Origin of the sequence: Streptomyces sp. NPDC001351 (assembly GCF_042896045.1) — a bacterium.
Lineage (GTDB): Bacteria > Actinomycetota > Actinomycetes > Streptomycetales > Streptomycetaceae > Streptomyces.
The window spans coordinates 447,527-473,655 of sequence record NZ_JBIAWS010000007.1; the positions used below are offsets into that span (position 1 = coordinate 447,527).

The 26,129-nt window shown below is 69.2% G+C and carries 22 protein-coding genes and 1 pseudogene; 15 read left to right on the top strand and 8 right to left on the bottom strand.

Translation table 11 applies throughout. The features are described from left to right. The first annotated feature begins 109 nt into the window (after positions 1–109). From secD to relA, 4 genes are all read left to right on the top strand, one after another. The gene (gene secD / locus ACFY1U_RS27370) at positions 110–1,882 is read left to right on the top strand and encodes a protein translocase subunit SecD (RefSeq protein WP_390696758.1); all 1,773 of its coding nucleotides are present in this window, start codon (positions 110–112) and stop codon (positions 1,880–1,882) included. A gap of 1 nt (position 1,883) precedes the next feature. Then, entirely contained in the window at positions 1,884–3,002 is a 1,119-nt protein-coding gene (gene secF / locus ACFY1U_RS27375) for a protein translocase subunit SecF (RefSeq protein ID WP_390696759.1), read from the top strand. Continuing rightward, entirely contained in the window at positions 2,999–3,538 is a 540-nt protein-coding gene (locus ACFY1U_RS27380) for an adenine phosphoribosyltransferase (protein WP_390696760.1), read from the top strand. The genes secF and ACFY1U_RS27380 overlap by 4 nt, the downstream gene beginning before the upstream one ends. Positions 3,539–4,276: 738 nt before the next feature. After that, on the top strand, positions 4,277–6,811 hold the full coding sequence (gene relA / locus ACFY1U_RS27385) for a GTP pyrophosphokinase (protein WP_115909332.1): 2,535 nt from the start codon (positions 4,277–4,279) through the stop codon (positions 6,809–6,811). A gap of 67 nt (positions 6,812–6,878) precedes the next feature. On the opposite strand, the gene ACFY1U_RS27390 is transcribed toward relA, so the two are convergent. Both ACFY1U_RS27390 and ACFY1U_RS27395 read right to left on the bottom strand, forming a co-directional pair. Further along, a complete protein-coding gene (locus ACFY1U_RS27390) occupies positions 6,879–8,108 on the bottom strand; it encodes a DUF349 domain-containing protein (protein WP_390696761.1) in 1,230 nt (409 codons plus the stop codon). A 135-nt stretch (positions 8,109–8,243) separates the two neighbouring features. Next, complete coding sequence (locus ACFY1U_RS27395; protein ID WP_390696762.1) at positions 8,244–9,098, bottom strand: peptidylprolyl isomerase; 855 nt, start codon at positions 9,096–9,098, stop codon at positions 8,244–8,246. Between the two features lie 167 nt (positions 9,099–9,265). Here ACFY1U_RS27395 and ACFY1U_RS27400 point away from each other — a divergent pair, with 167 nt between their 5' ends. Both ACFY1U_RS27400 and hisS read left to right on the top strand, forming a co-directional pair. After that, positions 9,266–9,973: an MBL fold metallo-hydrolase gene (locus ACFY1U_RS27400; protein ID WP_390696763.1), complete on the top strand. Its 708-nt coding sequence runs from the start codon at positions 9,266–9,268 to the stop codon at positions 9,971–9,973. An 11-nt stretch (positions 9,974–9,984) separates the two neighbouring features. Continuing rightward, positions 9,985–11,247, top strand: coding sequence for a histidine--tRNA ligase (hisS, locus tag ACFY1U_RS27405; RefSeq protein ID WP_390696764.1), 1,263 nt, complete (start codon positions 9,985–9,987; stop codon positions 11,245–11,247). A 115-nt stretch (positions 11,248–11,362) separates the two neighbouring features. Here the strand turns inward: hisS and ACFY1U_RS27410 are convergent, their stop codons facing one another. From ACFY1U_RS27410 to ACFY1U_RS27425, 4 genes are read right to left on the bottom strand one after another with little or no spacing between them, the layout of a single operon-like run. Further along, on the bottom strand, positions 11,363–11,986 hold the full coding sequence (locus ACFY1U_RS27410) for a response regulator (RefSeq protein WP_390696765.1): 624 nt from the start codon (positions 11,984–11,986) through the stop codon (positions 11,363–11,365). Continuing rightward, a complete protein-coding gene (locus ACFY1U_RS27415; protein WP_390696871.1) occupies positions 11,983–13,194 on the bottom strand; it encodes a sensor histidine kinase in 1,212 nt (403 codons plus the stop codon). The genes ACFY1U_RS27410 and ACFY1U_RS27415 overlap by 4 nt, the downstream gene beginning before the upstream one ends. After that, entirely contained in the window at positions 13,191–14,036 is an 846-nt protein-coding gene (locus ACFY1U_RS27420; RefSeq protein WP_390696766.1) for an ABC transporter permease, read from the bottom strand. The genes ACFY1U_RS27415 and ACFY1U_RS27420 overlap by 4 nt, the downstream gene beginning before the upstream one ends. After that, positions 14,033–14,899, bottom strand: a complete 867-nt coding sequence (locus ACFY1U_RS27425) for an ABC transporter ATP-binding protein (RefSeq protein ID WP_390696767.1) — start codon at positions 14,897–14,899, stop codon at positions 14,033–14,035. Before ACFY1U_RS27425 ends, ACFY1U_RS27420 begins: the two co-directional genes overlap by 4 nt. Positions 14,900–15,046: 147 nt before the next feature. Here ACFY1U_RS27425 and ACFY1U_RS27430 point away from each other — a divergent pair, with 147 nt between their 5' ends. The 3 genes from ACFY1U_RS27430 (at position 15,047) to rpsD (ending at position 18,054) form a co-directional block, all read left to right on the top strand. Continuing rightward, on the top strand, positions 15,047–15,709 hold the full coding sequence (locus tag ACFY1U_RS27430; RefSeq protein ID WP_390696768.1) for a vitamin K epoxide reductase family protein: 663 nt from the start codon (positions 15,047–15,049) through the stop codon (positions 15,707–15,709). 72 nt (positions 15,710–15,781) lie between these two features. Further along, positions 15,782–17,137, top strand: a complete 1,356-nt coding sequence (locus tag ACFY1U_RS27435; protein WP_115913638.1) for a replication-associated recombination protein A — start codon at positions 15,782–15,784, stop codon at positions 17,135–17,137. Between the two features lie 302 nt (positions 17,138–17,439). Further along, complete coding sequence (rpsD, locus tag ACFY1U_RS27440) at positions 17,440–18,054, top strand: 30S ribosomal protein S4 (protein ID WP_015661793.1); 615 nt, start codon at positions 17,440–17,442, stop codon at positions 18,052–18,054. A 198-nt stretch (positions 18,055–18,252) separates the two neighbouring features. Here the strand turns inward: rpsD and ACFY1U_RS27445 are convergent. Beyond that, positions 18,253–18,596 (bottom strand): annotated as a pseudogene (locus ACFY1U_RS27445) (regulator); the annotation flags it as partial. A 161-nt stretch (positions 18,597–18,757) separates the two neighbouring features. Here ACFY1U_RS27445 and ACFY1U_RS27450 point away from each other — a divergent pair. From ACFY1U_RS27450 to ACFY1U_RS27475, 6 genes are all read left to right on the top strand, one after another. Continuing rightward, a complete protein-coding gene (locus tag ACFY1U_RS27450) occupies positions 18,758–19,204 on the top strand; it encodes a DUF948 domain-containing protein (protein WP_351466611.1) in 447 nt (148 codons plus the stop codon). Positions 19,205–19,212: 8 nt separating this feature from the next. After that, positions 19,213–19,575, top strand: a complete 363-nt coding sequence (locus ACFY1U_RS27455; RefSeq protein ID WP_351466613.1) for a hypothetical protein — start codon at positions 19,213–19,215, stop codon at positions 19,573–19,575. Continuing rightward, positions 19,575–22,247: an alanine--tRNA ligase gene (gene alaS / locus ACFY1U_RS27460; RefSeq protein WP_390696769.1), complete on the top strand. Its 2,673-nt coding sequence runs from the start codon at positions 19,575–19,577 to the stop codon at positions 22,245–22,247. Before ACFY1U_RS27455 ends, alaS begins: the two co-directional genes overlap by 1 nt. Before the next feature lie 2 nt (positions 22,248–22,249). Next, on the top strand, positions 22,250–22,714 hold the full coding sequence (gene ruvX / locus ACFY1U_RS27465) for a Holliday junction resolvase RuvX (protein ID WP_390696872.1): 465 nt from the start codon (positions 22,250–22,252) through the stop codon (positions 22,712–22,714). Between the two features lie 120 nt (positions 22,715–22,834). Continuing rightward, complete coding sequence (gene mltG / locus ACFY1U_RS27470) at positions 22,835–24,523, top strand: endolytic transglycosylase MltG (RefSeq protein ID WP_390696770.1); 1,689 nt, start codon at positions 22,835–22,837, stop codon at positions 24,521–24,523. Then, on the top strand, positions 24,504–25,346 hold the full coding sequence (locus ACFY1U_RS27475; protein WP_390696771.1) for a shikimate dehydrogenase: 843 nt from the start codon (positions 24,504–24,506) through the stop codon (positions 25,344–25,346). The genes mltG and ACFY1U_RS27475 overlap by 20 nt, the downstream gene beginning before the upstream one ends. Before the next feature lie 102 nt (positions 25,347–25,448). On the opposite strand, the gene ACFY1U_RS27480 is transcribed toward ACFY1U_RS27475, so the two are convergent. Then, entirely contained in the window at positions 25,449–25,964 is a 516-nt protein-coding gene (locus ACFY1U_RS27480; RefSeq protein WP_390696772.1) for a hypothetical protein, read from the bottom strand. Positions 25,965–26,129: the final 165 nt, after the last annotated feature.

Genomic DNA, 26,129 nt, shown 5'->3' on the forward strand with positions numbered 1-26,129 from the left:
ACCTCGCGCGCCCGGGACGTGCGCATCTCGCACACGGGGATCCCGACACCAGTCATGGCCGACCCCGCGCTGACCCGGCGCGGAGCGGCCCGAGAGGGAGTACGAGAAGGTGGCAGCACCTAAAAAGGGCCGGAGCGCGAGCGCCCAGAGCAAGCCGGGGCGCTCGCTGGCCCTCATCCTGATCGCCATCGTGGCGCTCACCGGAGGAATGTTCGCCTCCGGAAACACCACTCCGCGTCTCGGTATCGACCTGGCCGGTGGTACGAGCATCACGCTCCGGGCGGTCGCAGAGCCGGGCCAGGAGTCCGCGATCAACAAGACCAACATGGACACCGCGGTTGAGATCATGAACAACCGCGTCAATGGTCTTGGTGTCACGGAGGCCGAGGTTCAGACCCAGGGCAACAAGAACATCATCGTCAACATCCCCAAGGGCACGAACTCCAAGGAAGCGCGGCAGCAGGTCGGCACCACCGCCAAGCTGTACTTCCGCCCGGTGCTCACCACCGAGGTCTCCGGCGGCCCCGCGACCAGCCCGTCGCCGAGCGCTTCCGCCAGCCCCTCGGGCAAGGCCACGGGCAAGGCCACCGAGAAGGCCACGGGCAAGTCGACCCCGTCCTCCTCCTCGACTCCTTCGCCGACCGCCACCTCGCAGGGCCGCGCCGTCACCGGCGCCCTGAAGGCCGGTGCGACGCCGAGCGCCACCGCCTCCTCCAGCGCCAAGACCTCCGCCTCCCCGACCCCGAGCAGCAGCTCGTCCGGCAGCGCGGCGGCCGCCAAGCTGCAGGCGCAGTACACCGCACTCGACTGCACGAACAAGAAGCAGCGCGCCACCGCGGGCCAGGGCGCCAAGCCCAGCGACCCGACGATCGCCTGCGGCCAGAACTCCGCGGGCCAGTGGCAGAAGTACATCCTCGGCCCCGCCGAGGTCGACGGAACCGACGTCAAGAAGGCCCAGGCCGTCTTCAACACGCAGACGGCCGCCGGCTGGACCGTCACCATGGAGTTCACGGGCAAGGGCTCCAAGAAGTTCGGTGACATCACCGGCAAGCTGGCCAAGAACCAGCAGCCGCAGAACCAGTTCGCGATCGTCCTCGACGGCAACGTGGTCTCGGACCCGTCCGTCAGCCAGGCGCTCACCGGCGGCAATGCGGAGATCACCGGCAACTTCAGCCAGCAGGAGGCCCAGAGCCTCGCCAACATGCTGTCGTACGGCGCGCTGCCGCTGACCTTCAAGGAGGACAGCGTCACCACGGTGACCGCCGCGCTCGGCGGCGAGCAGCTGCACGCCGGTCTGATCGCCGGTGCCATCGGCCTCGCGCTGGTCGTCATCTACCTGCTGGTCTTCTACCGCGGCCTGTCGGTCATCGCGATCCCCTCGCTGCTGGTCTCCGCGATCCTCACCTATGCGCTCATGTCGTTGCTCGGGGAGGCCATCGGCTTCGCGCTGAACCTGCCGGCGGTCTGCGGCGCGATCGTCGCGATCGGCATCACGGCGGACTCGTTCATCGTGTTCTTCGAACGCATCCGGGACGAGATCCGCGAGGGCCGCTCACTGCGCCCCGCCGTCGAGCGGGCCTGGCCGCGCGCCCGGCGCACCATCCTGGTCTCCGACTTCGTGTCGTTCCTCGCCGCCGCGGTGCTGTTCATCGTCACCGTCGGCAAGGTCCAGGGCTTCGCGTTCACGCTCGGTCTGACCACCGTGCTCGACGTGGTCGTCGTCTTCCTGTTCACCAAGCCGCTGATGACGGTCCTCGCCCGCAGGAAGTTCTTCTACGGCGGCCACAAGTGGTCGGGCCTCGACCCGAAGGCACTGGGCGCCAAGCCGCCGCTGCGCCGCACTCGTCGTCCCTCCGCCCCCGTCGACCCGAAGGAGGCGTGAGATGTCGAAACTCGGCAGCCTCGGCGCCCGTCTGCACCGCGGTGAGGTCGGCTACGACTTCGTCGGCAACCGCAAGATCTGGTACGGCATCTCGATCCTGATCACCATCACGGCCGTCCTGGGCCTGGCGGTGCGCGGCCTGAACATGGGCATCGAGTTCCAGGGTGGTGCCGTGTTCACCACCCCGAAGCACATGACCGCCTCGGTCGCCAAGGCCGAGGGGTACGCGCAGAGCGCGTCCGGTCACGACGCGGTCGTCCAGAAGCTCGGCGACGGAAGCCTGCGCATCCAGATCGCGGGCATCGACACCGACAAGTCCGACGCGATCAAGGACAAGCTCGCCAAGGACCTGAACGTCAACACCGAGAACATCAACGCCGACCTGGTCGGCCCCAGCTGGGGTGACCAGATCGCCAGCAAGGCCTGGCAGGGCCTGGCGATCTTCATGGTCCTCGTGGTGATCTACCTGGCGATCGCGTTCGAGTGGCGGATGGCGGTCGCCGCGCTCGTCGCCCTGGTCCACGACATCACCATCACGACCGGCATCTACGCCCTCGTCGGCTTCGAGGTCACGCCGGGCACGGTGATCGGTCTGCTCACGATCCTCGGTTACTCGCTCTACGACACGGTCGTCGTCTTCGACAGCCTCAAGGAGCAGACGAAGGACATCACCAAGCAGACCCGCTGGACGTTCAGCGACATCGCCAACCGCTCGATCAACAGCACCCTGATGCGGTCCATCAACACCACGGTGGTCGCGCTGCTGCCGGTTGCGGGCCTGCTGTTCATCGGTGGCGGCTTCCTCGGCGCCGGCATGCTCAACGACATCTCGCTGTCGCTGTTCGTCGGCCTCGCGGCCGGTGCGTACTCCTCGATCTTCATCGCCACGCCGCTCGTCGCCGACCTCAAGGAGCGCGAGCCGCAGATGAAGGCGCTCAAGAAGCGCGTCCTCGCCAAGCGCGCCCAGGCCGCCGCGGAGGGCGGGCCGCTGGAGGCCGAGACCGCGGACGCACGCTACGACGACGAGCCGGAGGACGCCGCTCACGCGGTCGTCGGGCCGCGCAACCAGCCGGCGTCGCGCAATCGCGGCCGTGGCCGTCCCTCCGGGAAGCGCCGATGACCGGCATTGAGGAGCTGCTGCTCAGCCGCATCCGTGACGTGGCCGACTACCCGGAGCCGGGCGTGATGTTCAAGGACATCACCCCGCTCCTCGCGGACCCGGCGGCCTTCACGGCGCTCACCGACGCGCTCGCCGAGATCGCCGCGAACACGGGTGCCACCAAGGTCGTCGGCCTGGAGGCCCGCGGCTTCATCCTCGGCGCCCCTGTCGCCGTCCGCGCCGGCCTCGGCTTCATCCCCGTGCGCAAGGCGGGCAAGCTCCCCGGAGCCACCCTGGGCCAGACGTACGACCTGGAGTACGGCTCGGCGGAGATCGAGGTGCACGCGGAGGACCTGTCGGCCGAGGACCGCATCCTCATCATCGACGACGTCCTCGCCACCGGCGGCACCGCCGAGGCCTCGATCCAGCTGATCCGCCGCGCGGGCGCCGAGGTCGCCGGTCTCGCGGTCCTGATGGAGCTCGGCTTCCTCGGCGGCCGCGCCCGCCTGGAGCCGAACCTCACCGGTGCCCCGCTGGAGGCCCTGCTCACCGTCTGACCAACGCCACACACCCCACAACGAACGGCCGCCCCGACCCTTCCGGGACGGCCGTTCGCACATCACCGCCCCCGGACGCCGTCTTCCTCCGGCAGCGCCGGGGCCACGTTGTGCATCGCCCGCGCTTCCACCCCGCCCCCGGACCGGCCCGTGGTCCGGCCCCGGGCATGCGCCCGGTTTGCGCTCTTCCAGGGCCGCACTGTGGGGACCGCCTCGCACCCGGACCGGCCCGTGCAAGGTCGCGCCCCGTGAACGGCCCAGCTCCACGCAAGGTCACGCCGGGCGGATGGCCTGCGTTTCCGTGCGTGCGCCGGCCCGGCCCCACGCAAGCAGTGCCGTGCGAGCGCGCGGCTTGTGCTCCGCGTGGGGACCGGACTGTGCGAGCGGCCCGCGCTCGGGCGCTGTCGCTCGGCCTCTCCGTCCTGCGCAGTGCTGGGGCGTCACGAGGGCGCCCTCGGCCGCGCCGCGAAGGCGAGCTCCGGGGCAAGCGCCGGTCCGGTCCTTGGGCGCAGGCATCCGCGAGCCCCTGCGGATCCACGCCCGGGGTAAGCTCCGGGCCACCCCCAGGACACCCCCGGATCATCCCGAAGCAGCCCCCCGGAATCCGGCGGCAGCCCCTCGTGTTTCTTCCGTAGACGGCCCTCACATTGGCCTGAAGGCGATCCTGCGGCCCAGGATCGCTACCATAGGGTCTCCGGAGCCTGACCGGGGGACCCGGATCGCGCACGAGGAGTCCTCTTGCCAGACGAGGCCCAGCACCTGACCGCCGCCAAGCCCGAGTCCGCCTCGGCAGCCGCGGCCAAGCCCGCGCCGAACGCGCCGCACGCGAAGAACGACACCCGCGGGCCGGTCGAGCACGCCCAGTCGGCGCCCGTCGACAAGTCGGCCGAGGAGTCGCGCCCCAAGCCCCCGCCACCCGAGCGGCCCACGCCCTCCCCTGCGGTCCGCCCGAACACCGGCCAGCCCGCCCGCTCCGGCTCCTCCAACCGCGTCCGCGCCCGCCTCGCCCGCCTTGGCGTCCAGCGCTCCAACCCGTACAACCCGGTCCTGGAGCCGCTGCTGCGGATAGTGCGCAGCAACGACCCGAAGATCGAGACGTCGACGCTGCGGCAGATAGAGAAGGCCTACCAGGTCGCCGAGCGCTGGCACCGCGGCCAGAAGCGCAAGAGCGGCGACCCGTACATCACGCATCCGCTCGCCGTGACCACCATCCTGGCCGAGCTGGGAATGGATCCGGCCACGCTGATGGCCGGCCTGCTGCACGACACCGTCGAGGACACCGAGTACGGCCTCGACCAGTTGCGCCGCGACTTCGGCGACTCGGTCGCCCTGCTCGTCGACGGCGTCACCAAGCTGGACAAGGTCAAGTTCGGCGAGGCCGCGCAGGCCGAGACCGTACGCAAGATGGTCGTCGCCATGGCAAAGGACCCGCGCGTCCTGGTCATCAAGCTCGCCGACCGCCTGCACAACATGCGCACCATGCGCTACCTCAAGCGCGAGAAGCAGGAGAAGAAGGCGCGCGAGACCCTCGAGATCTACGCGCCGCTCGCCCACCGCCTGGGCATGAACACCATCAAGTGGGAGCTGGAGGACCTCGCCTTCGCGATCCTCTACCCCAAGATGTACGACGAGATCGTGCGGCTGGTCGCCGAGCGGGCGCCCAAGCGGGACGAGTACCTCGCCATAGTGACCGACGAGGTGCAGCAGGATCTGCGGGCCGCGCGGATCAAGGCCACCGTCACCGGGCGCCCGAAGCACTACTACAGCGTCTACCAGAAGATGATCGTCCGCGGTCGCGACTTCGCGGAGATCTACGACCTGGTGGGCATCCGCGTCCTCGTCGACACGGTCCGCGACTGCTACGCCGCCCTAGGCACCGTGCACGCGCGATGGAACCCGGTCCCCGGCCGGTTCAAGGACTACATCGCGATGCCCAAGTTCAACATGTACCAGTCGCTGCACACGACGGTCATCGGCCCCAACGGCAAGCCCGTCGAACTGCAGATCCGCACCTTCGACATGCACCGCCGCGCCGAGTACGGCATCGCCGCGCACTGGAAGTACAAGCAGGAGGCAGTCGCCGGCGCCTCCAAGGTACGTTCGGACGCGCCCAAGGGCGGCGGCAAGGACGACCACCTCAACGACATGGCGTGGCTGCGCCAGCTCCTCGACTGGCAGAAGGAGACCGAGGACCCCGGCGAGTTCCTGGAGTCCCTGCGCTTCGACCTGTCGCGCAACGAGGTCTTCGTCTTCACCCCGAAGGGTGACGTCATAGCGCTCCCGGCGGGGGCGACGCCGGTGGACTTCGCGTACGCGGTCCACACCGAGGTCGGCCACCGCACCATAGGAGCACGGGTCAACGGCCGCCTCGTACCGCTGGAATCGACCCTCGACAACGGCGACCTGGTCGAGGTCTTCACCTCCAAGGCGGCGGGCGCGGGCCCCTCCCGCGACTGGCTCGGCTTCGTGAAGTCGCCGCGCGCCCGCAACAAGATCCGCGCGTGGTTCTCCAAGGAGCGCCGCGACGAGGCGATCGAGCAGGGCAAGGACGCCATCGTCCGCGCCATGCGCAAACAGAACCTGCCGATCCAGCGCATCCTCACCGGCGACTCGCTCGTCACGCTCGCCCACGAGATGCGCTACCCGGACATCTCCGCGCTGTACGCGGCGATCGGCGAGGGCCATGTGTCCGCGCAGAACGTCGTGCAGAAGCTCGTCTCCGCGCTCGGCGGCGAGGAGGCGGCCACCGAGGAGATCGACGAGTCGGTCCCGCCGTCCCGCAGCCGCAGCCGCAAGCGGCGCTCCAGCGCCGACCCGGGCGTCATCGTCAAGGGCGTCGAGGACGTGTGGGTCAAGCTGGCCCGCTGTTGTACGCCCGTTCCCGGCGACCCCATCATCGGCTTCGTCACACGCGGTAGCGGAGTATCGGTTCACCGCAGCGACTGCGTCAACGTGGAGTCACTGTCCCGCGAGCCCGAGCGCATCCTCGAGGTCGAGTGGGCGCCCACCCAGTCCTCGGTCTTCCTGGTCGCCATCCAGGTCGAGGCCCTGGACCGCTCCCGGCTCCTCTCGGACGTCACCCGTGTCCTGTCCGACCAGCACGTCAACATCCTCTCCGCGGCCGTCCAGACCTCCCGCGACCGCGTGGCCACCTCCCGCTTCACCTTCGAGATGGGCGACCCGAAGCATCTCGGCCACGTCCTGAAGGCGGTGCGTGGCGTGGAGGGCGTCTACGACGTGTACCGCGTGACGTCGGCGCGCAGCAGGTCGTAGAACCAGACGTACGACGAGAAGGGGCCCGTACCTCCCGGTACGGGCCCCTTCTGCACGCGACAGGCGGTCAGCCGCCGAACTCCTGCAGGCCCTTCAGCGCCTGGTCCAGGAGCGCCTGGCGGCCCTCCAGCTCACGCTCGAGCTTGTCGGCCCTGGCGTTGTTGCCCTGGGCGCGGGCCTGCTCGATCTGGCCCTTCAGCTTGTCGACCGCGGCCTGGAGCTGACCCGTCAGACCCTCGGCACGCGCGCGCGCCTCCGGGTTCGTCCGGCGCCACTCGGCCTCCTCGGCCTCCTGGATGGCCCGCTCCACGGCGTGCATCCGGCCCTCGACCTTCGGGCGCGCGTCCCGCGGTACGTGGCCGATGGCCTCCCAGCGCTCGTTGACCGAACGGAACGCGGCGCGCGCCGCCTTGAGGTCCGTGACCGGGAGGATCTTCTCGGCCTCCTCGGCCAGTTCCTCCTTCAGCTTCAGGTTCTCCGACTGCTCGGCGTCCCGCTCGGCGAAGACCGAGCTGCGGGCGGCGAAGAACACGTCCTGGGCGCCGCGGAAGCGGTTCCACAGGTCGTCCTCGTGCTCGCGCTGGGCGCGCCCCGCGGCCTTCCACTCCGTCATCAGCTCCCGGTAGCGCGCGGCAGTGGGGCCCCAGTCCGTCGAGCCGGACAGCGCCTCGGCCTCGGCGACCAGCCGCTCCTTGGCCTTGCGGGCCTCCTCGCGCTGCGCGTCCAGCGAGGCGAAGTGCGCCTTGCGGCGCTTGGAGAACGCCGACCGGGCGTGCGAGAAGCGGTGCCACAGCTCGTCGTCCGACTTGCGGTCGAGCCGCGGCAGCCCCTTCCAGGTGTCCACCAGCGAGCGCAGCCGCTCACCGGCCGCCCGCCACTGGTCGGACTGCGCCAGCTGTTCCGCCTCGGTGACCAGGGCCTCCTTGGCGTTGCGCGCCTCGTCGGACTGCTTCGCGCGCTGCTGCTTGCGCTCCTCACGGCGCGCCTCGACCGTCGCCACGAGCTTGTCCAGCCGCGTCCGCAGCGCGTCCAGGTCGCCGACCGCGTGGTGCGCGTCGACCTGCTCACGGATGTGGTCGATGGCGGCCTGCGCGTCCTTCGCGGACAGGTCGGTGGTCTTCACTCGCTTCTCGAGGAGGCCGATCTCGACAACCAGGCCCTCGTACTTGCGCTCAAAATAGGCCAGCGCCTCCTCGGGGGAGCCGGCCTGCCAGGAACCGACGACCTGCTCGCCGTCGGCCGTACGCACGTACACGGTCCCCGTCTCGTCGACGCGGCCCCACGGGTCGCTGCTCACAGCGCCTCCTCCACATGATGCCTGCGAGGGGCCTCAGTGCCCCCGGGCATCGTCCACAGTTTCGTCACGGCCAACATAGGCGACCGGCGGGTTGCCTGTCCGCATCCCGCGCGACCGAAATTTCGCACTTGACGGTCAGGATTTGGTGATCGTCGCCTTGTTGATCACCACGGTCGCATTGGGTGCCGTGTTGCCCGTCGTGGGGTCGGCTGCCTGGGCGCCGGCGGCGGCGATCTTCTTGAGGACCTTCATGCCCGCCGGGGAGATCGTGCCGAACGGGGTGTAGTCGGGCGGCAGCGGACTGTCCTGGTAGACCAGGAAGAACTGGCTGCCGCCGCTGTTGCGGCCCTGCTTCGTCTGCGCGTTGTACTGGTTGGCCATGGCGACCGTGCCCGCCGGGTACACCTGCCCCTTGAGGCTCTTGTCCTTGAGGTTCTCGTCCGGGATCGTGTAGCCGGGACCGCCCATTCCGGTTCCCTGCGGGTCGCCGCACTGCAGCACGTAGATGCCCTGGTCGGTCAGCCGGTGGCACTTGGTGTGGTCCAAGTAGCCCTGGCCGACGAGGAAGTTGAACGAGTTGACGGTGTGCGGCGCCGCCGACGCCTTCAGCGCGATGTCTATGTCACCGCACGTCGTGGCGAGATCCATCGTGTACTTCGCCGACTTGTCGATGGTCATCGCCGGCTCCTTCTTCCAGCTCAGCTTCTTCACCGAGCCCTCGGCCGGCTTCGCGCACGGGTCGGGTGCCTTGCTGGTCGGGGCGGCGCTCGGGGACGTCTGCGAACTCGCGTTGGCCTTGTCGTCGCTCTTGTCGCCCTTGAAGGCCCCGGTCGTGTAGAGCGCCACACCGGCGATGACGACCACACCGAGCACCGACGCGATCACGGAGTTGCGCATCCTCGCCTTGCGCCGCGCGGCCGTACGGCGCTGCTGCTGGCGCAAGAACTTCTCGCGGGCGAGCTGACGCTTGCGCTGTTCCTGGGTGACCACCGGGTTCTCTCCTCATGCGTCTCGTACGTGGACCGGTACGCGTGTGTCTCGTGAGCCGACCGCCTGCGTGTGCCCCGTACCGTATATGGGTTCGCTGAGGAATCGGCAGCGCCGGTAGGCTCTGAGGTCAGCAGCAGCCGCCCGTATCGACACAACGAAGGACGATCGTGCTCATTGCCGGGTTCCCCGCCGGGGCCTGGGGGACGAACTGTTATCTCGTCGCCCCCGCCGCCGGTGAGGAGTGCGTGATCATCGACCCGGGCCATCAGGCCGCCCAAGGAGTCGAGGAAGCGCTGAAGAAGCATCGGCTCAAGCCCGTCGCGGTCGTCCTCACTCATGGCCACATCGACCATGTGGCCTCGGTCGTCCCGGTGTGCGGCGCGCACGACGTACCGGCCTGGATCCACCCCGAGGACCGTTACATGATGGCGGACCCCGAGAAGGCCCTCGGCCGCTCCATCGGCATGCCGCTGATGGGCGAGCTGACGGTGGGGGAGCCCGACGACGTCAAGGAACTGACCGACGGCGCGAAGCTGGCGCTCGCGGGTCTGGAGTTCTCCGTCGCGCACGCGCCCGGCCATACCAAGGGGTCGGTGACTTTCCAGATGCCCGAGACCACGGAGATCCCCTCCGTGTTCTTCTCCGGGGATCTGCTCTTCGCCGGCTCCATCGGACGCACCGACCTGCCCGGCGGTGACATGGCCGAGATGCTCGACTCGCTGGCCCGTGTGTGCCTGCCGCTCGAGGACTCGACCGTGGTGCTGTCCGGCCACGGCCCCCAGACGACCATCGGCCAGGAGCGCGCCACCAACCCGTATCTGCGGCAGGTGGCCGCCGGCCTCGGGAGCGTGGACGCTCCCCGACGAGGAATGTGACGAGACTTTCCGTGAGCACCTTCAAGGCCCCCAAGGGCACGTACGACCTGATCCCGCCGGACAGTGCCAAGTTCCTGGCGGTCCGCGAGGCGATCGCCGCGCCGCTGCGCAACTCCGGTTACGGCTACATCGAGACCCCCGGTTTCGAGAGCGTGGAGCTCTTCGCGCGCGGTGTCGGCGAGTCCACCGACATCGTGACCAAGGAGATGTACGCCTTCGAGACCAAGGGCGGCGACAGGCTCGCCCTGCGCCCCGAGGGCACGGCGTCCGTGCTGCGCGCGGCGCTGGAGGCCAACCTGCACAAGCTGGGCAACCTGCCCGTCAAGCTCTGGTACTCGGGCTCCTACTACCGCTACGAGCGCCCCCAGAAGGGCCGCTACAGGCACTTCTCCCAGGTCGGCGCCGAGGCGATCGGCGCGGAGGACCCGGCGCTCGACGCCGAGCTGATCATCCTGGCGGACCAGGCGTACCGCTCGCTCGGGCTGAGCAACTTCCGGATCCTGCTCAACAGCCTGGGCGACAAGGAGTGCCGCCCCGTCTACCGGGCCGCGCTGCAGGACTTCCTGCGCGGCCTGGACCTGGACGAGGACACCCTTCGCCGCGCCGAGATCAACCCGCTGCGCGTCCTGGACGACAAGCGTGAGTCGGTCCAGAAGCAGCTGGGCGACGCCCCGCTGCTCCGCGACTACCTCTGCGACGCCTGCAAGGCGTACCACGAGGAGGTCCGCGAGCTGATCACCGCGGCGGGCGTCTCCTTCGAGGACGATCCGAAGCTGGTCCGAGGCCTGGACTACTACACCCGTACGACCTTCGAGTTCGTCCACGACGGTCTGGGCTCCCAGTCCGCGGTGGGTGGCGGCGGCAGGTACGACGGCCTGTCGGAGATGATCGGCGGCCCGGCGCTTCCGTCCGTCGGCTGGGCGTTGGGCGTCGACCGCACGGTTCTCGCCCTGGAGGCGGAGGGGATCGAGCTCGAACTCCCCTCCACTACCAGTGTGTTCGCGGTGCCGCTCGGCGAGGAGGCGCGTCGCGTGCTGTTCGCCAAGGTCACCGAGTTGCGGAAGCTGGGCATCGCCACGGACTTCTCGTACGGGGCCAAGGGGCTCAAGGGTGCGATGAAGAACGCCAACCGCAGTGGTGCGCGCTACACGATCGTCGCCGGGGAGCGTGACCTCGCCGAGGGGGTCGTGCAGCTCAAGGACATGGAGTCCGGCGAGCAGACGGCGGTCGGGGTGAACGAGATCGTGGCAGAGCTGGAGGCCCGGCTGGGCTGAGCGGCCGCGTCCTCAAACGCCGGAGGGGCTGAAAATTCAGCCCCTCCGGCGTTTGAGGAGCGGGGGTCCGGGGGCTGGCCCTCGGGACGGGAAGGGGCGGCGGGGGCGAGAAAGTTCAGTCGAGCAACCCGAACCGCATCGCGCTCGTCACCGCCGCAGTCCGGTCGTCCACCCCCAGCTTGCCGAAGGCCCGCAGAAGGTGGGTCTTCACGGTCGACTCGCCGATGAACAACCGCCTCCCGATCTCCGCGTTCGTACACCCCTCCGCCACCAGCCGCAGCACCGCCGCCTCCCGCTCGGACAACCGCGGCCGCTCCGGCCTGGTGCGCAGCTGGTCGACCAGCCGGGCCGCAACCGAGGGCGCCAGCACCGTCTCGCCGCGCGCAGCCGCGCGTACCGCTTCCGCCAGTTCCGCCCGCGGCATGTCCTTGAGCAGATAGCCCGCCGCGCCGGCCTCCACCGCCCGCAGGATGTCCCGGTCCGTCTCGTACGTCGTCAGGACGATCACCCGGCACGGCAGTCCCGCCTCGCCCATCCGCACGATCGAGTCCACGCCCCCGCCGCCCGGCATCCGCAGATCCATCAGCACGATGTCGGGCCGCAGTTCGGCCGCGAGCGCCTCCGCCTGCGGGCCACTCGCCGCGTCCGCGACGACCTCCAGGTCCGGCTCGGCGCTGAGCATCGCCCGCAGGCCCTCCCGTACGACGGGGTGGTCGTCGGCCAGGACGATCCGGATCACGATGAGCTCCTCCCCGGTACGACGGGCAGTGATACGGGCAGACGGACCGTCACCGTCGTGCCGTCGCCCGGTGCGCTGCGGATCTGCGCCGTTCCGCCGACCTCGCCTGCCCGGGCGCGCAGCCCCGCCAGACCGTAGCCGTCGCAGGGGGCGCCGGGGTCGAAGCCGCGGCCGTCGTCCCGTACGGACACGGTCAGCGTGTCGTCGGAGTACGCGAGTGCGATGCCCACCGCTGCCGAAGTCCCCGCATGCTTACGGGCGTTGGCCAGGGCCTCCTGGCAGGAGCGCAGGGCCACCACCTCGGCACCGGCGGGCAGCGGGCGCACGGGGCCGGTCACGTCCAGCGTCGCCTCGTGCCGGGCGGCCAGTCGGCGCAGGGCGTCCGGCAGGGAACTGCCGTCGAGGTCGGCGGGCGCGGCGCCGGCGACGAGGGCGCGGGCCTCGGCCAGATTCTGCCGGGCCGTCTCGTCCATCAGCGCCAGATGGCGGCGGGCCTGCGGGACGTCGTGGTCGAGTTCGGCCTCCACCGCCTGGATCAGCATCAGCAGGCTGGTGAAGCCCTGCGCGAGGGTGTCGTGGATCTCGCGGGCCATGCGCTCCCGCTCGGCCAGGGCGCCGTGCGCGGCCGAGAGGCGGGAGATCTCGTGGCGGCTGGCGTCGAGTTCGGCGATCATCTTGGCCCGTTCCATGCTCTGTTCGATGATGCGGATGGTCCAGCTGCCGATCACCACGGAGAAGACGAGAGTGACCACGGAGAAGAGGAAGTTGCCGAACAGGTCCTCCTCGCTGGGCTGCCACAGCAGTGCCCAGCCCGCGACCGGCACCAGGTTGATCACGGTGACGGCCACCAGGGACCACCGCGTGTGCAGCGTCATGAAGCACTGCGGGATCAGCGCGAACGCCATCAGCCGCGTCTCGCCCACCAGCACGGCCGACGGCAGGAACAGCGCCATGGCCCCGGCGAGGTAGCGCAGTGCCCGGCCCTGCTCCGGCGGGTCCTCCTGGAGCAGCGGGCGCCCCACCGCCACGTACCAGGGCACGAGCGGGACCAGCAGGGCCGCCGCGGCCACCCGGACCGGCGAGTCCGGGTGGGCCGCGTTGAGCACGAAGGCGAGGGTGGCCGCCCAGGCGACCGCGAAGTACACGTCCCAGAGCCGGATCGTCCGGTCCCAGGCGTGCTCCTCATGGGCCGCACCCGGACGGTTCATCCGTCGCGCCGGGTCTTCCAGCGGAAGGTCAGCAGACACAGCAGCAATCCTCCGACGCACCAGGCGGCCAGCACCAGCGCGACCTTCCCGAACTCCCAGCTCCCGGCCTGCTCCAGGACCCGCGCGGAATCCGGCAGGAACACGCCCCGAAGACCCTGGCACAGCCACTTCAGCGGGAACAGGGCACCGATGTTCAGCATCCAGTCCGGGATGGTGTTGATGGAGATGTACACCCCGGAGATGAACTGCAGGACCAGGAAGGGGAGTACGACCACGGAGCTCGCGCTCTTCGCCGACTTGGGCACCGAACTGATCGCGATGCCGAGCAGCGCGCACCCGGTCAGCCCCAGTACGAAGATCCAGGCGAAGTCGAACCACCGGGACGCGTCAGAGGGCAGGTCGACGCCGTACAGGGTGGTGCCGACGAGGAGGAGGATCGCCGTCTCCACGACACCGGTGAACAGAACCAGCCAGATCTTGCCCAGGAAGTACGCCGATGGAGGCATCGGTGTGCCGCGCAGCCGGCGCAGCACCTTCTCGTCCCGTTCGACCGCGATCGAGATGCCCAGCGACTGGAAGCTGGTCGACATGATGCCGGAGGCCATCATCGCGGGAACGTACAGCTGGGAGGCCGTGACGCCGGAGCCGTGGACGTCGTCGTGGAAGATCGACGCGAACAGGAAAAGGAACACGACCGGGAACGCGAACGTGAACACCACCTGGTCGCGCTGCCGGAAGAACTGCTTGATCTCCAGCGTGCCACGGCGCAGGCCCAGCCCCCAGGCTCCCGGCAGCCGCTGAGCGGGCACCTCGGCCCTGGTCCGTACGGCGGTCGTCGTCATCGTGCGTCCTCCTGCCCGGTCAGCCGGAGATAGACGTCCTCCAGGGTGGGGCGGGCCACCTTCAGGCCCGGGATCTCGCCGTCGAAGCGGCGCATGAGCTCGGCGACCGTCCTGGTCGGGGTGTCGGTGCGCTCGGTGCGGATGACACCGTCCGGCTCGGTCCACTCGACGGTGGCCTCCGTGCCGTACCTCTCCCGCAGAGCGGCGGGCTCGCCCTCGGCGACGACCTGCCCCTTGGCGACGACGGCGAGCCGGTCGGCGAGCGCCTCCGCCTCCTCCAGGTAGTGGGTGGTCAGCAGGATCGTCGTGCCCTCGTCGGACAGCAGCCGGATCAGGTCCCAGAACTGGCGCCGGGCCGCCGGGTCGAAACCGGTCGTCGGCTCGTCCAGGAGCAGCAGCTCGGGGTCGCCGATCACCCCCAGGGCGACGTCGAGGCGCCGGCGCTGCCCTCCGGAGAGCGCCTTGATCCGGCTGGTCGCCTTGGCCTCCAGACCCACCAGGCCGATGACCTCCTCCGGGTCGCGCGGCCGCGGGTAGTAGCGGGCGAAGTGCCGTACGGTCTCGCGGACCGTCAACTCGGCGGGCGCCGATTCGTCCTGCCAGACGATTCCGACACGAGAGCGCCACGCGCGCGTGCCGGTCGCCGGGTCCGAGCCGAGCACCGATACCTCGCCCGCGTCCCGGCCGCGGTTGCCCTGGAGGATCTCCACCGTGGTGCTCTTGCCCGCACCATTGGGCCCCAGCAGGCCGAACACCTCGCCACGCCGAATGCCCAGATCGATGCCGTCCACGGCGGTCACGTCCCCGTACTGCTTGCGCAGCCCCCGTACGTCCACCGCGAGTTCGTCTCCGTGTGCTGTCATGCCGTTCAGCCTCGGCCGGAACCGAACGCTCCGGGACGACCGTGCGTACTTCCTTATGTCCACCGAACGGTGGACAGTGGCATTGGTGCGGCACAATGGCCCCCTGCCCGAAGAAGGTCCAACTCTCAAGCAGACGGAATCGGCGTGATGAGCAAGACCACAGTCAAAGACGTCTCCACCGAGCCCGAACCCGCCGGGGACCACAACCCCGGGGGATCACGCACCGTGGGCGGCAGCCGGGCCTTCGCCCTGCTGCTGATCATCACGGGCGCGGCCGGTCTGCTCGCCGCGTGGGTCATCACGATCGACAAGTTCAAGCTGCTCGAGGCCAAGGTCGAGGGCAAGACGTTCACCCCGGGCTGCAGCCTCAACCCGGTCGTCTCCTGCGGCAGCGTGATGGAGTCCAAGCAGGCCGCCGCCTTCGGCTTCCCCAACCCGATGCTGGGCCTGGTCTGCTACGGCATCGTCATCTGCGTCGGCATGAGCCTGCTGGCCCGCGCCCGCTTCCCGCGCTGGTACTGGCTGACCTTCAACTTCGGCACGCTCTTCGGTGTCGGCTTCTGCACCTGGCTGCAGTTCCAGTCGCTGTACCGCATCAACGCGCTGTGCCTGTGGTGCTCCCTGGCCTGGGTCGCGACGATCACCATGTTCTGGTACGTGACCTCGTTCAACATCCGCAACAGCTTCCTGCCCGCCCCGCGCTGGCTGAAGAACTTCTTCGGCGAGTTCACCTGGGTGCTGCCCGTGCTGCACGTCGGCATCATCGGCATGCTGGTGCTGACCCGCTGGTGGGACTTCTGGACCAGCTGAGTGCCGGGCTTCGAGGCTCCGGCTTCCCAGGGCCCGAGGGGATTGTCAGTCCGGTGATTTAGGGTTTCGGACGTGGAGCCAGACCTGTTCACCGCAGCCGCAGAAGAACGCCAGGAGAAGGACCCGACCGGCAGTCCCCTGGCGGTGCGGATGCGCCCGCGCACCCTCGACGAGGTGGTGGGCCAGCAGCACCTGCTGAAGCCCGGTTCGCCCCTGCGCCGCCTGGTCGGCGAGGGTGCCGGCGGGCCGGCCGGCCCGTCCTCGGTGATCCTGTGGGGCCCGCCCGGCACCGGCAAGACGACTCTGGCGTACGTCGTCTCCAAGGCCACCAACAAGCGCTTCGTCGAGCTTTCGGCGATCACCGCGGGCGTCAAGGAGGTCCGCGCGGTCATCGACGGCGCCCGCCGGGCCACGGGCGGCTTCGGCAAGGAGACCGTCCTCTTCCTCGACGAGATCCACCGCTTCAGCAAGGCCCAGCAGGACTCCCTCCTCCCGGCGGTCGAGAACCGCTGGGTGACCCTGATCGCGGCGACCACGGAGAACCCGTACTTCTCGGTGATCTCCCCGCTCCTGTCCCGCTCCCTCCTCCTGACCCTCGAACCCCTCACCGACGACGACGTCCGGGGGCTGCTCAAGCGGGCGCTGAGCGACGAGCGCGGCCTGAAGGACGCCGTCACCCTCCCCGAGGACACCGAGGACCACCTCCTGCGCATCGCCGGCGGTGACGCCCGCCGCGCCCTGACCGCGCTGGAGGCGGCCGCCGGAGCCGCTCTCGACAAGGGCGAGACGGAGATCTCCCTGACGACCCTGGAGGAGACCGTCGACCGGGCGGCGGTGAAGTACGACCGGGACGGCGACCAGCACTACGACGTCGCCAGCGCCCTCATCAAGTCCATCCGCGGCTCCGACGTGGACGCCGCTCTGCACTACCTGGCCCGCATGATCGAGGCCGGCGAGGACCCCCGCTTCATCGCCCGCCGGCTGATGATCTCCGCCAGCGAGGACATCGGCCTCGCCGACCCGAACGCGCTGCCGATAGCTGTGGCCGCCGCCCAGGCCGTCGCCATGATCGGCTTCCCCGAGGCCGCCCTCACCCTCAGCCACGCCACCATCGCCCTCGCCCTGGCCCCGAAGTCGAACGCCGCGACGACGGCGATCGGCGCCGCCATGGAGGACGTACGCAAGGGACTGGCCGGCCCGGTGCCCCCGCATCTGCGTGACGGGCACTACAAGGGCGCCGCCAAGCTCGGGCACGCGCAGGGGTACGTGTATCCGCACGACCTGCCGGAGGGCATCGCCGAGCAGCAGTACGCCCCGGACGCCCTCAAGGACCGCGAGTACTACACCCCGACCAGACACGGAGCCGAGGCCCGGTACGCGGACGCGGTCGAATGGACCAGACAGCACCTCGGTCGCAAGCGGTCCTGAGCGACCTGTAGAATCCCTCGAAGTGCTGTGTCCCGTGCAGTCAGAACGGGACGGTCAGCCGGAGCCCGGTCCCCGGACCGGATTCCAGGAGCGTCGCGCACCGTTCGAATGGTGTCGCGGGCAGCCCACCACCACTCGTCGCACGACGGGACCGGTCGGTGGGCCACTCGCGTGCTGCACATATGTGCCCAGACCAGGGAGCGGCTGCCCACCAGGCCCGGCAGCGGGCCCGGCGGGTTTCCCCGGCTGCGGATGCGACCTCCCTCAACTCTGACAAGCCGAACACTGAGAAATGAGAGATTGTGGCGAACCAGTCCCGCCCCAAGGTCAAGAAGTCGCGTGCCCTCGGCATCGCGCTGACCCCGAAGGCCGTCAAGTACTTCGAGGCCCGCCCCTACCCGCCGGGTGAGCACGGCCGTGGCCGCAAGCAGAACTCGGACTACAAGGTCCGTCTGCTCGAGAAGCAGCGTCTGCGCGCGCAGTACGACGTGTCCGAGCGCCAGCTCGTCCGCGCCTACGAGCGTGCCTCCAAGGTCCAGGGCAAGACCGGTGAGGCCCTGATCATCGAGCTCGAGCGCCGTCTCGACGCCCTGGTCCTGCGTTCGGGCATCGCCCGCACCATCTACCAGGCCCGTCAGATGGTCGTGCACGGCCACATCGAGGTCAACGGCCAGAAGGTCGACAAGCCCTCCTTCCGTGTCCGTCCCGACGACGTCGTGATGGTCCGTGAGCGCAGCCGCGAGAAGACCCTCTTCTCCATCGCCCGTGAGGGCGGCTTCGCCCCCGAGGGCGAGACCCCGCGCTACCTCCAGGTGAACCTCAAGGCCCTGGCGTTCCGCCTGGACCGTGAGCCGAACCGCAAGGAGATCCCGGTGATCTGCGACGAGCAGCTCGTCGTCGAGTACTACGCCCGCTGATCACCAGCAGGCGGTAGCACCACCTCAGCCCGCCGTCTCCCCGCCCTTGTGGGTGCGGGAGGCGGCGGGTTCGTGCATGTGCACGCGCACCAGCCTGGCCCCTACCGTCAGGCACTCCTCGTCCCGCTCGTCTTCGGAAGATCCGCCTCCTCCCGCGTGGCCACCCTGCCGGCGCGAACACGTGCTCACCCGCCACGTCAGCGGCCTGCGCCCCACCGCGAGCACCCGCAGCCCGGGCAGCTGCCCGAGCAACTCGCCCACCAGAGGGGCACACGCCTCCACCGGATGCTCGAACCCGTCCGCTGCGAGCAGGAGTTGACGCTCGGCGAGATGTGCGCACGGCGGCCGCATGGTGTGGTCGGTCAGCGCCCGCGCCGCGAGCCGTGACTTCCGACCCCGCCCGCACCCGTCACCGTCACCAGACGAGCCGCGCCGACCGCCCCCACCAGCCCGGCGAGTTCGGCCGAGCGTCCCACGAACGCATCGAGCTCCAGGGGGAGATCGCCGCGTACGCAGCCGTCGCCGCGCTGATGAGCCCGCAGGGGATACGGAGCGTGCTGATCCGTATTCAGTCCGTACAATCGCTTCGCACAACTCGGCAGAGGGCGGACGGTAATCCGGTGCGGAGCCCCGTCCCCGGCGCGATAGGCTCGGCCTACGACTTTTCGATGTTCAGGCATGTTCCAGGGAGCGGGTGCACGTGGTGTCCGGTGGAGAGGTGGCCGGGATCCTGGTGGCCGTCTTCTGGGCGATCCTGGTCTCCTTCCTCGCCGTCGCGCTGGCGAGGGTGGCCCAGACGCTCAAGGCGACCACCAAGCTCGTGGCGGACGTGACCGACCAGGCCGTCCCGCTGCTGGCCGACGCCTCCGCGGCGGTGCGTTCCGCACAGACCCAGATCGACCGGGTCGACGCGATCGCCACGGACGTCCAGGAGGTCACGTCGAACGCGTCGGCGCTGTCGACCACCGTCGCCTCCACCTTCGGCGGCCCCCTGGTCAAGGTCGCGGCGTTCGGCTACGGCGTCCGCCGGGCCCTGGGCGCCCGCCGGGACGACGTGCCCGCCAAGGAGTCCAGGCGTACCGTGATCGTGGGCCGGACCGTCCCGGCCGCGCGGCGGGGCAAGCGAAACCTCCGTGGGAAGAGGGACTGAGACCAGCGATGTTCCGCCGTACGTTCTGGTTCACCACGGGCGTCGCCGCCGGTGTGTGGGCCACCACCAAGGTCAATCGCAAGCTGAAGCAGCTGACCCCCGAGAACCTCGCCGCGTCCGCGGCCAACAAGGCGCTCGAGGCCGGTCACCGGCTCAAGGACCGCGCGGTCGGCTTCGCGCTGGACGTCCGGGACAACATGGCCCTGCGGGAGGAGGAGCTGGGGGAGGCCCTCGGTATCAACGCGGCGCCCGAACTCCCCGCACCCCGGCGCTACCCCGCCATCGAGAACCGCAACAGCCCGAAGTACGTCGAGGGCTCGACGTACCAGACGTACTCGAACAACTCGTACAACCGGAATGAGGACCACTGATGGAGTCGGCCGAGATTCGCCGCCGCTGGCTGAGCTTCTTCGAGGAGCGCGGTCACACCGTCGTCCCTTCGGCGTCGCTCATCGCGGACGACCCGACTCTGCTCCTGGTCCCGGCCGGCATGGTGCCCTTCAAGCCCTACTTCCTGGGTGAGGTCAAGCCGCCCTTCCCGCGCGCCACCAGCGTGCAGAAGTGCGTGCGCACGCCCGACATCGAAGAGGTCGGCAAGACCACCCGGCACGGCACGTTCTTCCAGATGTGCGGCAACTTCTCCTTCGGCGACTACTTCAAGGAAGGCGCCATCAAGCACGCCTGGGAGCTGCTCACCAGCCCCCAGGACAAGGGTGGTTACGGCCTGGAGCCGGAGAAGCTCTGGATCACCGTCTACAAGGACGACGACGAGGCCGAGCGCATCTGGCACGAGGTCGTCGGCGTGCCCAAGGAGCGCATCCAGCGCCTGGGCATGAAGGACAACTACTGGTCCATGGGCGTCCCCGGCCCCTGCGGCCCCTGTTCCGAGATCAACTACGACCGCGGCCCCGAGTTCGGCGTCGAGGGCGGCCCCGCCGTCAACGACGAGCGGTACGTGGAGATCTGGAACCTCGTCTTCATGCAGTACGAGCGCGGCGAGGGCATCGGCAAGGACAACTTCGAGATCCTCGGCGAGCTCCCCAGCAAGAACATCGACACGGGCCTGGGCCTGGAGCGACTCGCGATGATTCTGCAGGGCGTGCAGAACATGTACGAGATCGACACCTCCATGGCCGTCATCAACAAGGCCACCGAGCTGACCGGTGTCCGCTACGGCGACGCCCACGACTCGGACGTCTCGCTGCGTGTGGTCACCGACCACATGCGTACGTCCGTGATGCTCATCGGTGACGGCGTGACCCCGGGCAACGAGGGCCGCGGCTACGTCCTGCGCCGCATCATGCGCCGCGCCATCCGCAACATGCGTCTGCTCGGCGCCACCGGCCCGGTCGTGCTCGACCTGATCGACACCGTGATCGGCATGATGGGCCAGCAGTACCCCGAGCTGGTCACCGACCGCGAGCGCATCGAGAAGGTCGCCCTCGCCGAGGAGAACGCCTTCCTCAAGACGCTGAAGGCCGGCACCAACATCCTCGACACCGCCGTCACCGAGACCAAGGCCTCCGGTGGCACGGTCCTCGCCGGCGACAAGGCGTTCCTGCTCCACGACACCTGGGGCTTCCCGATCGACCTCACCCTGGAGATGGCCGCCGAGCAGGGCCTGTCCGTGGACGAGGAGGGCTTCCGCCGCCTGATGAAGGAGCAGCGGGAGCGCGCCAAGGCCGACGCCCAGGCCAAGAAGACCGGCCACGCCGGCGCCGGCGCCTACCGTGAGATCGCCGACAAGACCGGCGAGACCGAGTTCATCGGCTACTCGGACACCGAGGGCGAGTCCACCATCGTCGGCATCCTCGTCGACGGCACCTCCTCGCCGGCCGCCACCGAGGGCGACGAGGTCGAGATCGTCCTCGACCGCACCCCGTTCTACGCCGAGGGCGGCGGCCAGATCGGCGACACCGGCCGTATCAAGGTCGACACCGGTGCCGTCATCGAGATCCGCGACTGCCAGAAGCCGGTCCCGGGTGTCTACGTCCACAAGGGCGTCGTCCAGGTCGGCGAGGTGACGGTCGGCGCGAAGGCCCACGCCTCCATCGACGCCCGCCGCCGCACGGCCATCGCCCGCGCCCACTCGGCCACCCACCTCACCCACCAGGCCCTGCGCGACGCGCTCGGCCCGACGGCCGCCCAGGCCGGTTCCGAGAACCAGCCCGGCCGCTTCCGCTTCGACTTCGGCTCGCCCTCGGCCGTCCCGACGGCCGTGATGACCGACGTCGAGCAGAAGATCAACGAGGTCCTCGCCCGTGACCTCGACGTCCGCGCCGACATCATGGGCATCGACGAGGCCAAGAAGCAGGGCGCCATCGCCGAGTTCGGCGAGAAGTACGGCGAGCGGGTCCGCGTGGTGACCATCGGCGACTTCTCCAAGGAGCTGTGCGGCGGCACGCACGTCCACAACACCGCCCAGCTGGGCCTGGTCAAGCTGCTCGGCGAGTCCTCGATCGGTTCCGGTGTGCGCCGTATCGAGGCCCTGGTCGGCGTCGACGCCTACAACTTCCTCGCCCGCGAGCACACGGTCGTCGCCCAGCTCCAGGAGCTGATCAAGGGCCGCCCGGAGGAGCTCCCGGAGAAGGTCTCCGCCATGCTCGGCAAGCTGAAGGACGCCGAGAAGGAGATCGAGAAGTTCCGCGCGGAGAAGGTGCTGCAGGCCGCCGCCGGTCTGGTCGAGTCCGCCAAGGACATCCGCGGGATCGCCGTCGTCACCGGCCAGGTCCCGGACGGTACGACCCCCGACGACCTGCGCAAGCTGGTCCTCGACGTGCGCGGCCGCATCCAGGGCGGCCGGGCCGCCGTGGTCGCCCTGTTCACGGTCACGGGCGGCAAGCCGCTGACGGTCATCGCCACCAACGAGGCCGCCCGCGAGCGCGGCCTCAAGGCCGGCGACCTGGTGCGCACGGCCGCCAAGACCCTCGGCGGCGGCGGTGGCGGCAAGCCGGACGTCGCCCAGGGCGGCGGCCAGAACCCGGCTGCGATCGGCGAGGCCGTGGACGCCGTCGAGCGGCTGGTCACGGACACCGCGAAGTGACGATGCGCAGAGGCCGTCGACTCGCCGTCGACGTCGGAGACGCCCGCATCGGGGTCGCCTCGTGCGACCCCGACGGGATCCTCGCCACCCCGGTGGAGACGGTTCCCGGCCGGGACATCCCGGCAGCTCACCGACGGCTCAAGCAACTCGTCGAGGAGTACGAGCCGATCGAGGTCGTCGTCGGCCTCCCCCGCTCCCTCAAGGGGAGCGAGGGCCCCGCGGCGGTCAAGGTTCGCGGCTTCGCGCAGGAACTCGCGAAGGGCATCGCCCCCGTCCCGGTCCGCCTCGTGGACGAGCGCATGACCACGGTGACGGCCAGTCAGGGACTGCGCGCCTCGGGCGTGAAGACGAAGAAGGGCCGCTCGGTCATCGACCAGGCAGCCGCTGTGATCATCCTCCAACAGGCCCTCGAATCCGAACGGGTGTCAGGTAAAGCACCCGGCGAGGGCGTCGAAGTGGTCATCTGATCGCGATACGGTAACGTTCCGCGCGTCTGCGCCGCTGTTCGAACAGCGGCTGCACAGCAAGAGGCGGGACGGAACCGGCCGAAAGCCGCGTAACCGCCGCCTCGCGGCTCTAGGGGATCGATGACTGAGTATGGCCGGGGCCAAGGCTCCGAACCGTGGCATCCGGAGGACCCGTCATACGGGAACGACGGATGGGGCGGACAGCAGGCCCACGTGGGCCCGCAGTCCCCCTACGGCGGCCAGCCACAGCACTATCCGGAGCAGCCGCAGCAGCAGCACTACGGCGACTGGGGCAACGGCGAACAGTCAGCCTACGGACAGCAGCACTACCAGGGGTACGACCAGCAGTACGACCAGCAGTACTACGCCGGTCAGGGGCAGCAGCCCTACGACCAGGGCCAGCAGGCGTACGACCAGGGCAGCTGGGGCACGGGCACGCACACGCACGTCCAGTACACGGATCCGCACGACCCGTACGCCCAGCAGGCAGCCGCCTCCTACGGTGGTGACCAGCACGACTACTACGGCACCCCCGACGCGTATCCGCCGCCGGAGCCGCCCCACCGCAGGCAGACCGAGCCCGAGCCGCCGCAGACCGACTGGGACCCGGGTCCCGACCAGGGTGAACACGCCTTCTTCGCGGACGAGGACGGCGACGACGCCGATGACGACGCCCCGAAGGGCCGACGCGGGCGCGGCGACTCGAAGGGCACGAACGGCGGCAAGAAGAAGCGACGCAACGGCTGCGCCTGCCTGGTCGTCGTCCTGGTCTTCGGCGGCGGCCTCGGGGGAGCGGGCTACCTCGGGTACCACTACTACAAGAATCGTTTTGCCGCCGCACCCGACTATGCGGGCAACGGCACAAGCCAGATGGTGACCGTGGTGATTCCCAAGGGTGCCCTCGGGTCCGTCATCGGGCAGAGGCTGAAGGAGGCCGGCGTCGTCAAGAGCGTCGACGCGTTCGTGACGGCACAGCAGCAGAATGCGGACGGCAACAAGATCCAGGCCGGCGCCTACATCCTCAGGAAGCGGATGTCCGGGGCCAGCGCGGTCGCCATGATGCTCGACACCAAGAGCCAGGCCAATGTGATGGTCACCCCGGGCCAGCGGAACGCAGGGGTCTACGCGGCGATCGACGCGAAGCTCGGGCTCGCACCCGGGACCACCAGGACGATCGCCAAGACGGAGTACAAGACCCTCGGGCTGCCCAGCTGGGCCAACAGCGACAGCAAGATCAAGGACCCCCTGGAAGGCTTCCTCTACCCGGCCACGTATCCCGCGGCCAAGGGCATGAAGCCCGAGACGATCCTGAAGGACATGGTCTCCCAGGCGAGCCGGAACTACGCTAAATACGATCTCGTGGCAAAGGCCAAGGCCCTGAAGCTCGACAGCCCGCTCCAGCTCGTGACGGTCGCGAGCCTCGTTCAGGCCGAGGGCAAGACCAGTGACGACTACCGCAAGATGGCGGAAGTCGTCTACAACCGCCTCAATCGCGCGAACCCGGAAACCTATGGATTCCTGCAATTCGACTCGACCTTCAACTACCTGAAGAGCGCGAGCAACATCCGCATCAGTGAGGGGGAGATCAACCGCAACAAGGACCCGTACAACACGTACACGAACAAGGGGCTGCCGCCCGGCCCCATCGGTAACCCGGGCACTGTTGCGCTGCAGGCGACCCTCAATCCGACCCACGAGGGCTGGTATTACTTCGTGGCGACCGACGGAGTGAGCAAGACCGAGTTCGCGAAGACACACCAGGAATTCCAGAAGCTCAAGGACAAGTTCAATGCCACCTCGGGCAACTGAGGCCCGCCGGGCCGCCGTGCTCGGTTCGCCCATCGGCCATTCACTCTCCCCGGCGCTGCACCGAGCCGCCTACGCCGAACTGGGGCTCAGCAACTGGTCGTACGACCGGTTCGAAGTCGATGAGTCGGCCCTGCCCGGTTTCCTGGAGAAGCTCGGACCGGAGTGGGCGGGGCTGTCGATCACGATGCCGTTGAAGCGGGCCGTCATCCCGCTCCTCGATGAGATCAGCGAGACAGCTGCCTCCGTCGACGCCGTCAATACCGTCGTCTTTGCGGAGGGCGGCCGTCGCCTCGGTGACAACACCGACATCCCCGGCATGGTGGCGGCCCTGCGCGAGCACGGCATCGCACAGGTCTCCTCCGCGGCGATCCTCGGCGCCGGGGCCACCGCTTCCTCGGCGCTTGCCGCGCTCACCCGGGTCTGTACCGGTGAGATCGTCGCCTACGTCCGCAGCGAGGCGCGAGCCGCCGAGATGCGCCAGTGGGGCAAGCGCCTCGATGTGGACCTGCGGACGGCGGACTGGTCGCAAGCGCAGCAGGCGCTGAGTGCCCCGCTGGTCATCGCCACCACCCCCGCCGGTGCGACGGACGCCCTCGCCGATGCCGTACCGGAACGCCCCACCGCCCTCTTCGACGTCCTGTACGACCCGTGGCCGACCGAACTGGCGGCACGTTGGTCCATGTTCGGCGGTGCGGTGATCAGCGGACTCGATCTCCTGGTGCACCAGGCTGTGCACCAGGTGACGCTGATGACGGGTCGGGCGGTGGCAGTGGACGTGATCCGCGATGCCGGGGAGAAAGCGCTCCGAGGCCGCGTGTCCTGAGGGAACGTGGAAGAGGGTGCTCGCCGAAGTCTCGGTGAGCACCCTCCCTCTTTACGTATTGCGGGCTTTACGCATTGCGGGAGACTCGGAGCGCGAGGGGACTCAGATCTGCCCCGACCCCTTCAGATCCCAGAAGTACTCGCCCTTGCCGTCACCGTCGTAGTCGAACAGCAGCGTGCCGTCCGCCGTCCAGCCGTTGCCGCTGCCTGTGTGCGAGGCGGTGCCGCACTGGAAACCGCTGTGTTCCTTTTCGTTTACGGCGTTCACATAGTTGCAGCTGTTGTAGGTGATCGCGGCGTCGTTCTTCTCCAGGCGGACCTCAAGGCGAAAGGCGTCGAACTTGCGGACACCGCCGCCGTCGAACCACTCTCCGGTGGCCTCGGCGTCGTATCTGGAGCCAGTGCGCCACACGCACAGATCCACGTAGAGATCGACGTCCTCGCCGTGGGTGGAGAATTCACGGTGCTGCGTGCCCGAGCACTTCTTCTCGTCAATGGCGTGTGCCGGGCTCGTCAGGAAGAACATGCCGGCGAAGGCTGTCGTGAAAGCGAGGAAAATTCGCCCTAGGGTACGCAATGGTCGGCCTTTCAGCTTCAATGGCCACTTTGTCGTGTCCACGGCGAGGTAATGTAACCGTCAAGGATCGTCAAAGTCAATCGATCAGGCGAGAAGCGGATGCGTCCGACTGCTGGGACATCGGTCGGGCCACAAGCTCTGCCATGGGAGGATCGAGGATGGCGGGCCAGGGCCGCGCACCTGGTCGCGCCGTCGCCGTACGCGAGG

What these genes read in the sequence shown, in the direction of transcription:
- ACFY1U_RS27430 (WP_390696768.1), top strand. Translation starts at nt 15,047, where the DNA reads ATGAGCAAGACCACAGTCAAAGACGTCTCCACCGAGCCCGAACCCGCC.
- mltG (WP_390696770.1), top strand. Translation starts at nt 22,835, where the DNA reads ATGACTGAGTATGGCCGGGGCCAAGGCTCCGAACCGTGGCATCCGGAG.
- ACFY1U_RS27415 (WP_390696871.1), bottom strand. Translation starts at nt 13,194, where the DNA reads ATGAACCGTCCGGGTGCGGCCCATGAGGAGCACGCCTGGGACCGGACG.
- alaS (WP_390696769.1), top strand. Translation starts at nt 19,575, where the DNA reads ATGGAGTCGGCCGAGATTCGCCGCCGCTGGCTGAGCTTCTTCGAGGAG.
- ACFY1U_RS27475 (WP_390696771.1), top strand. Translation starts at nt 24,504, where the DNA reads ATGCCACCTCGGGCAACTGAGGCCCGCCGGGCCGCCGTGCTCGGTTCG.
- ACFY1U_RS27425 (WP_390696767.1), bottom strand. Translation starts at nt 14,899, where the DNA reads ATGACAGCACACGGAGACGAACTCGCGGTGGACGTACGGGGGCTGCGC.
- ACFY1U_RS27380 (WP_390696760.1), top strand. Translation starts at nt 2,999, where the DNA reads ATGACCGGCATTGAGGAGCTGCTGCTCAGCCGCATCCGTGACGTGGCC.
- ACFY1U_RS27420 (WP_390696766.1), bottom strand. Translation starts at nt 14,036, where the DNA reads ATGACGACGACCGCCGTACGGACCAGGGCCGAGGTGCCCGCTCAGCGG.
- secF (WP_390696759.1), top strand. Translation starts at nt 1,884, where the DNA reads ATGTCGAAACTCGGCAGCCTCGGCGCCCGTCTGCACCGCGGTGAGGTC.
- ruvX (WP_390696872.1), top strand. Translation starts at nt 22,250, where the DNA reads ATGCGCAGAGGCCGTCGACTCGCCGTCGACGTCGGAGACGCCCGCATC.
- ACFY1U_RS27455 (WP_351466613.1), top strand. Translation starts at nt 19,213, where the DNA reads ATGTTCCGCCGTACGTTCTGGTTCACCACGGGCGTCGCCGCCGGTGTG.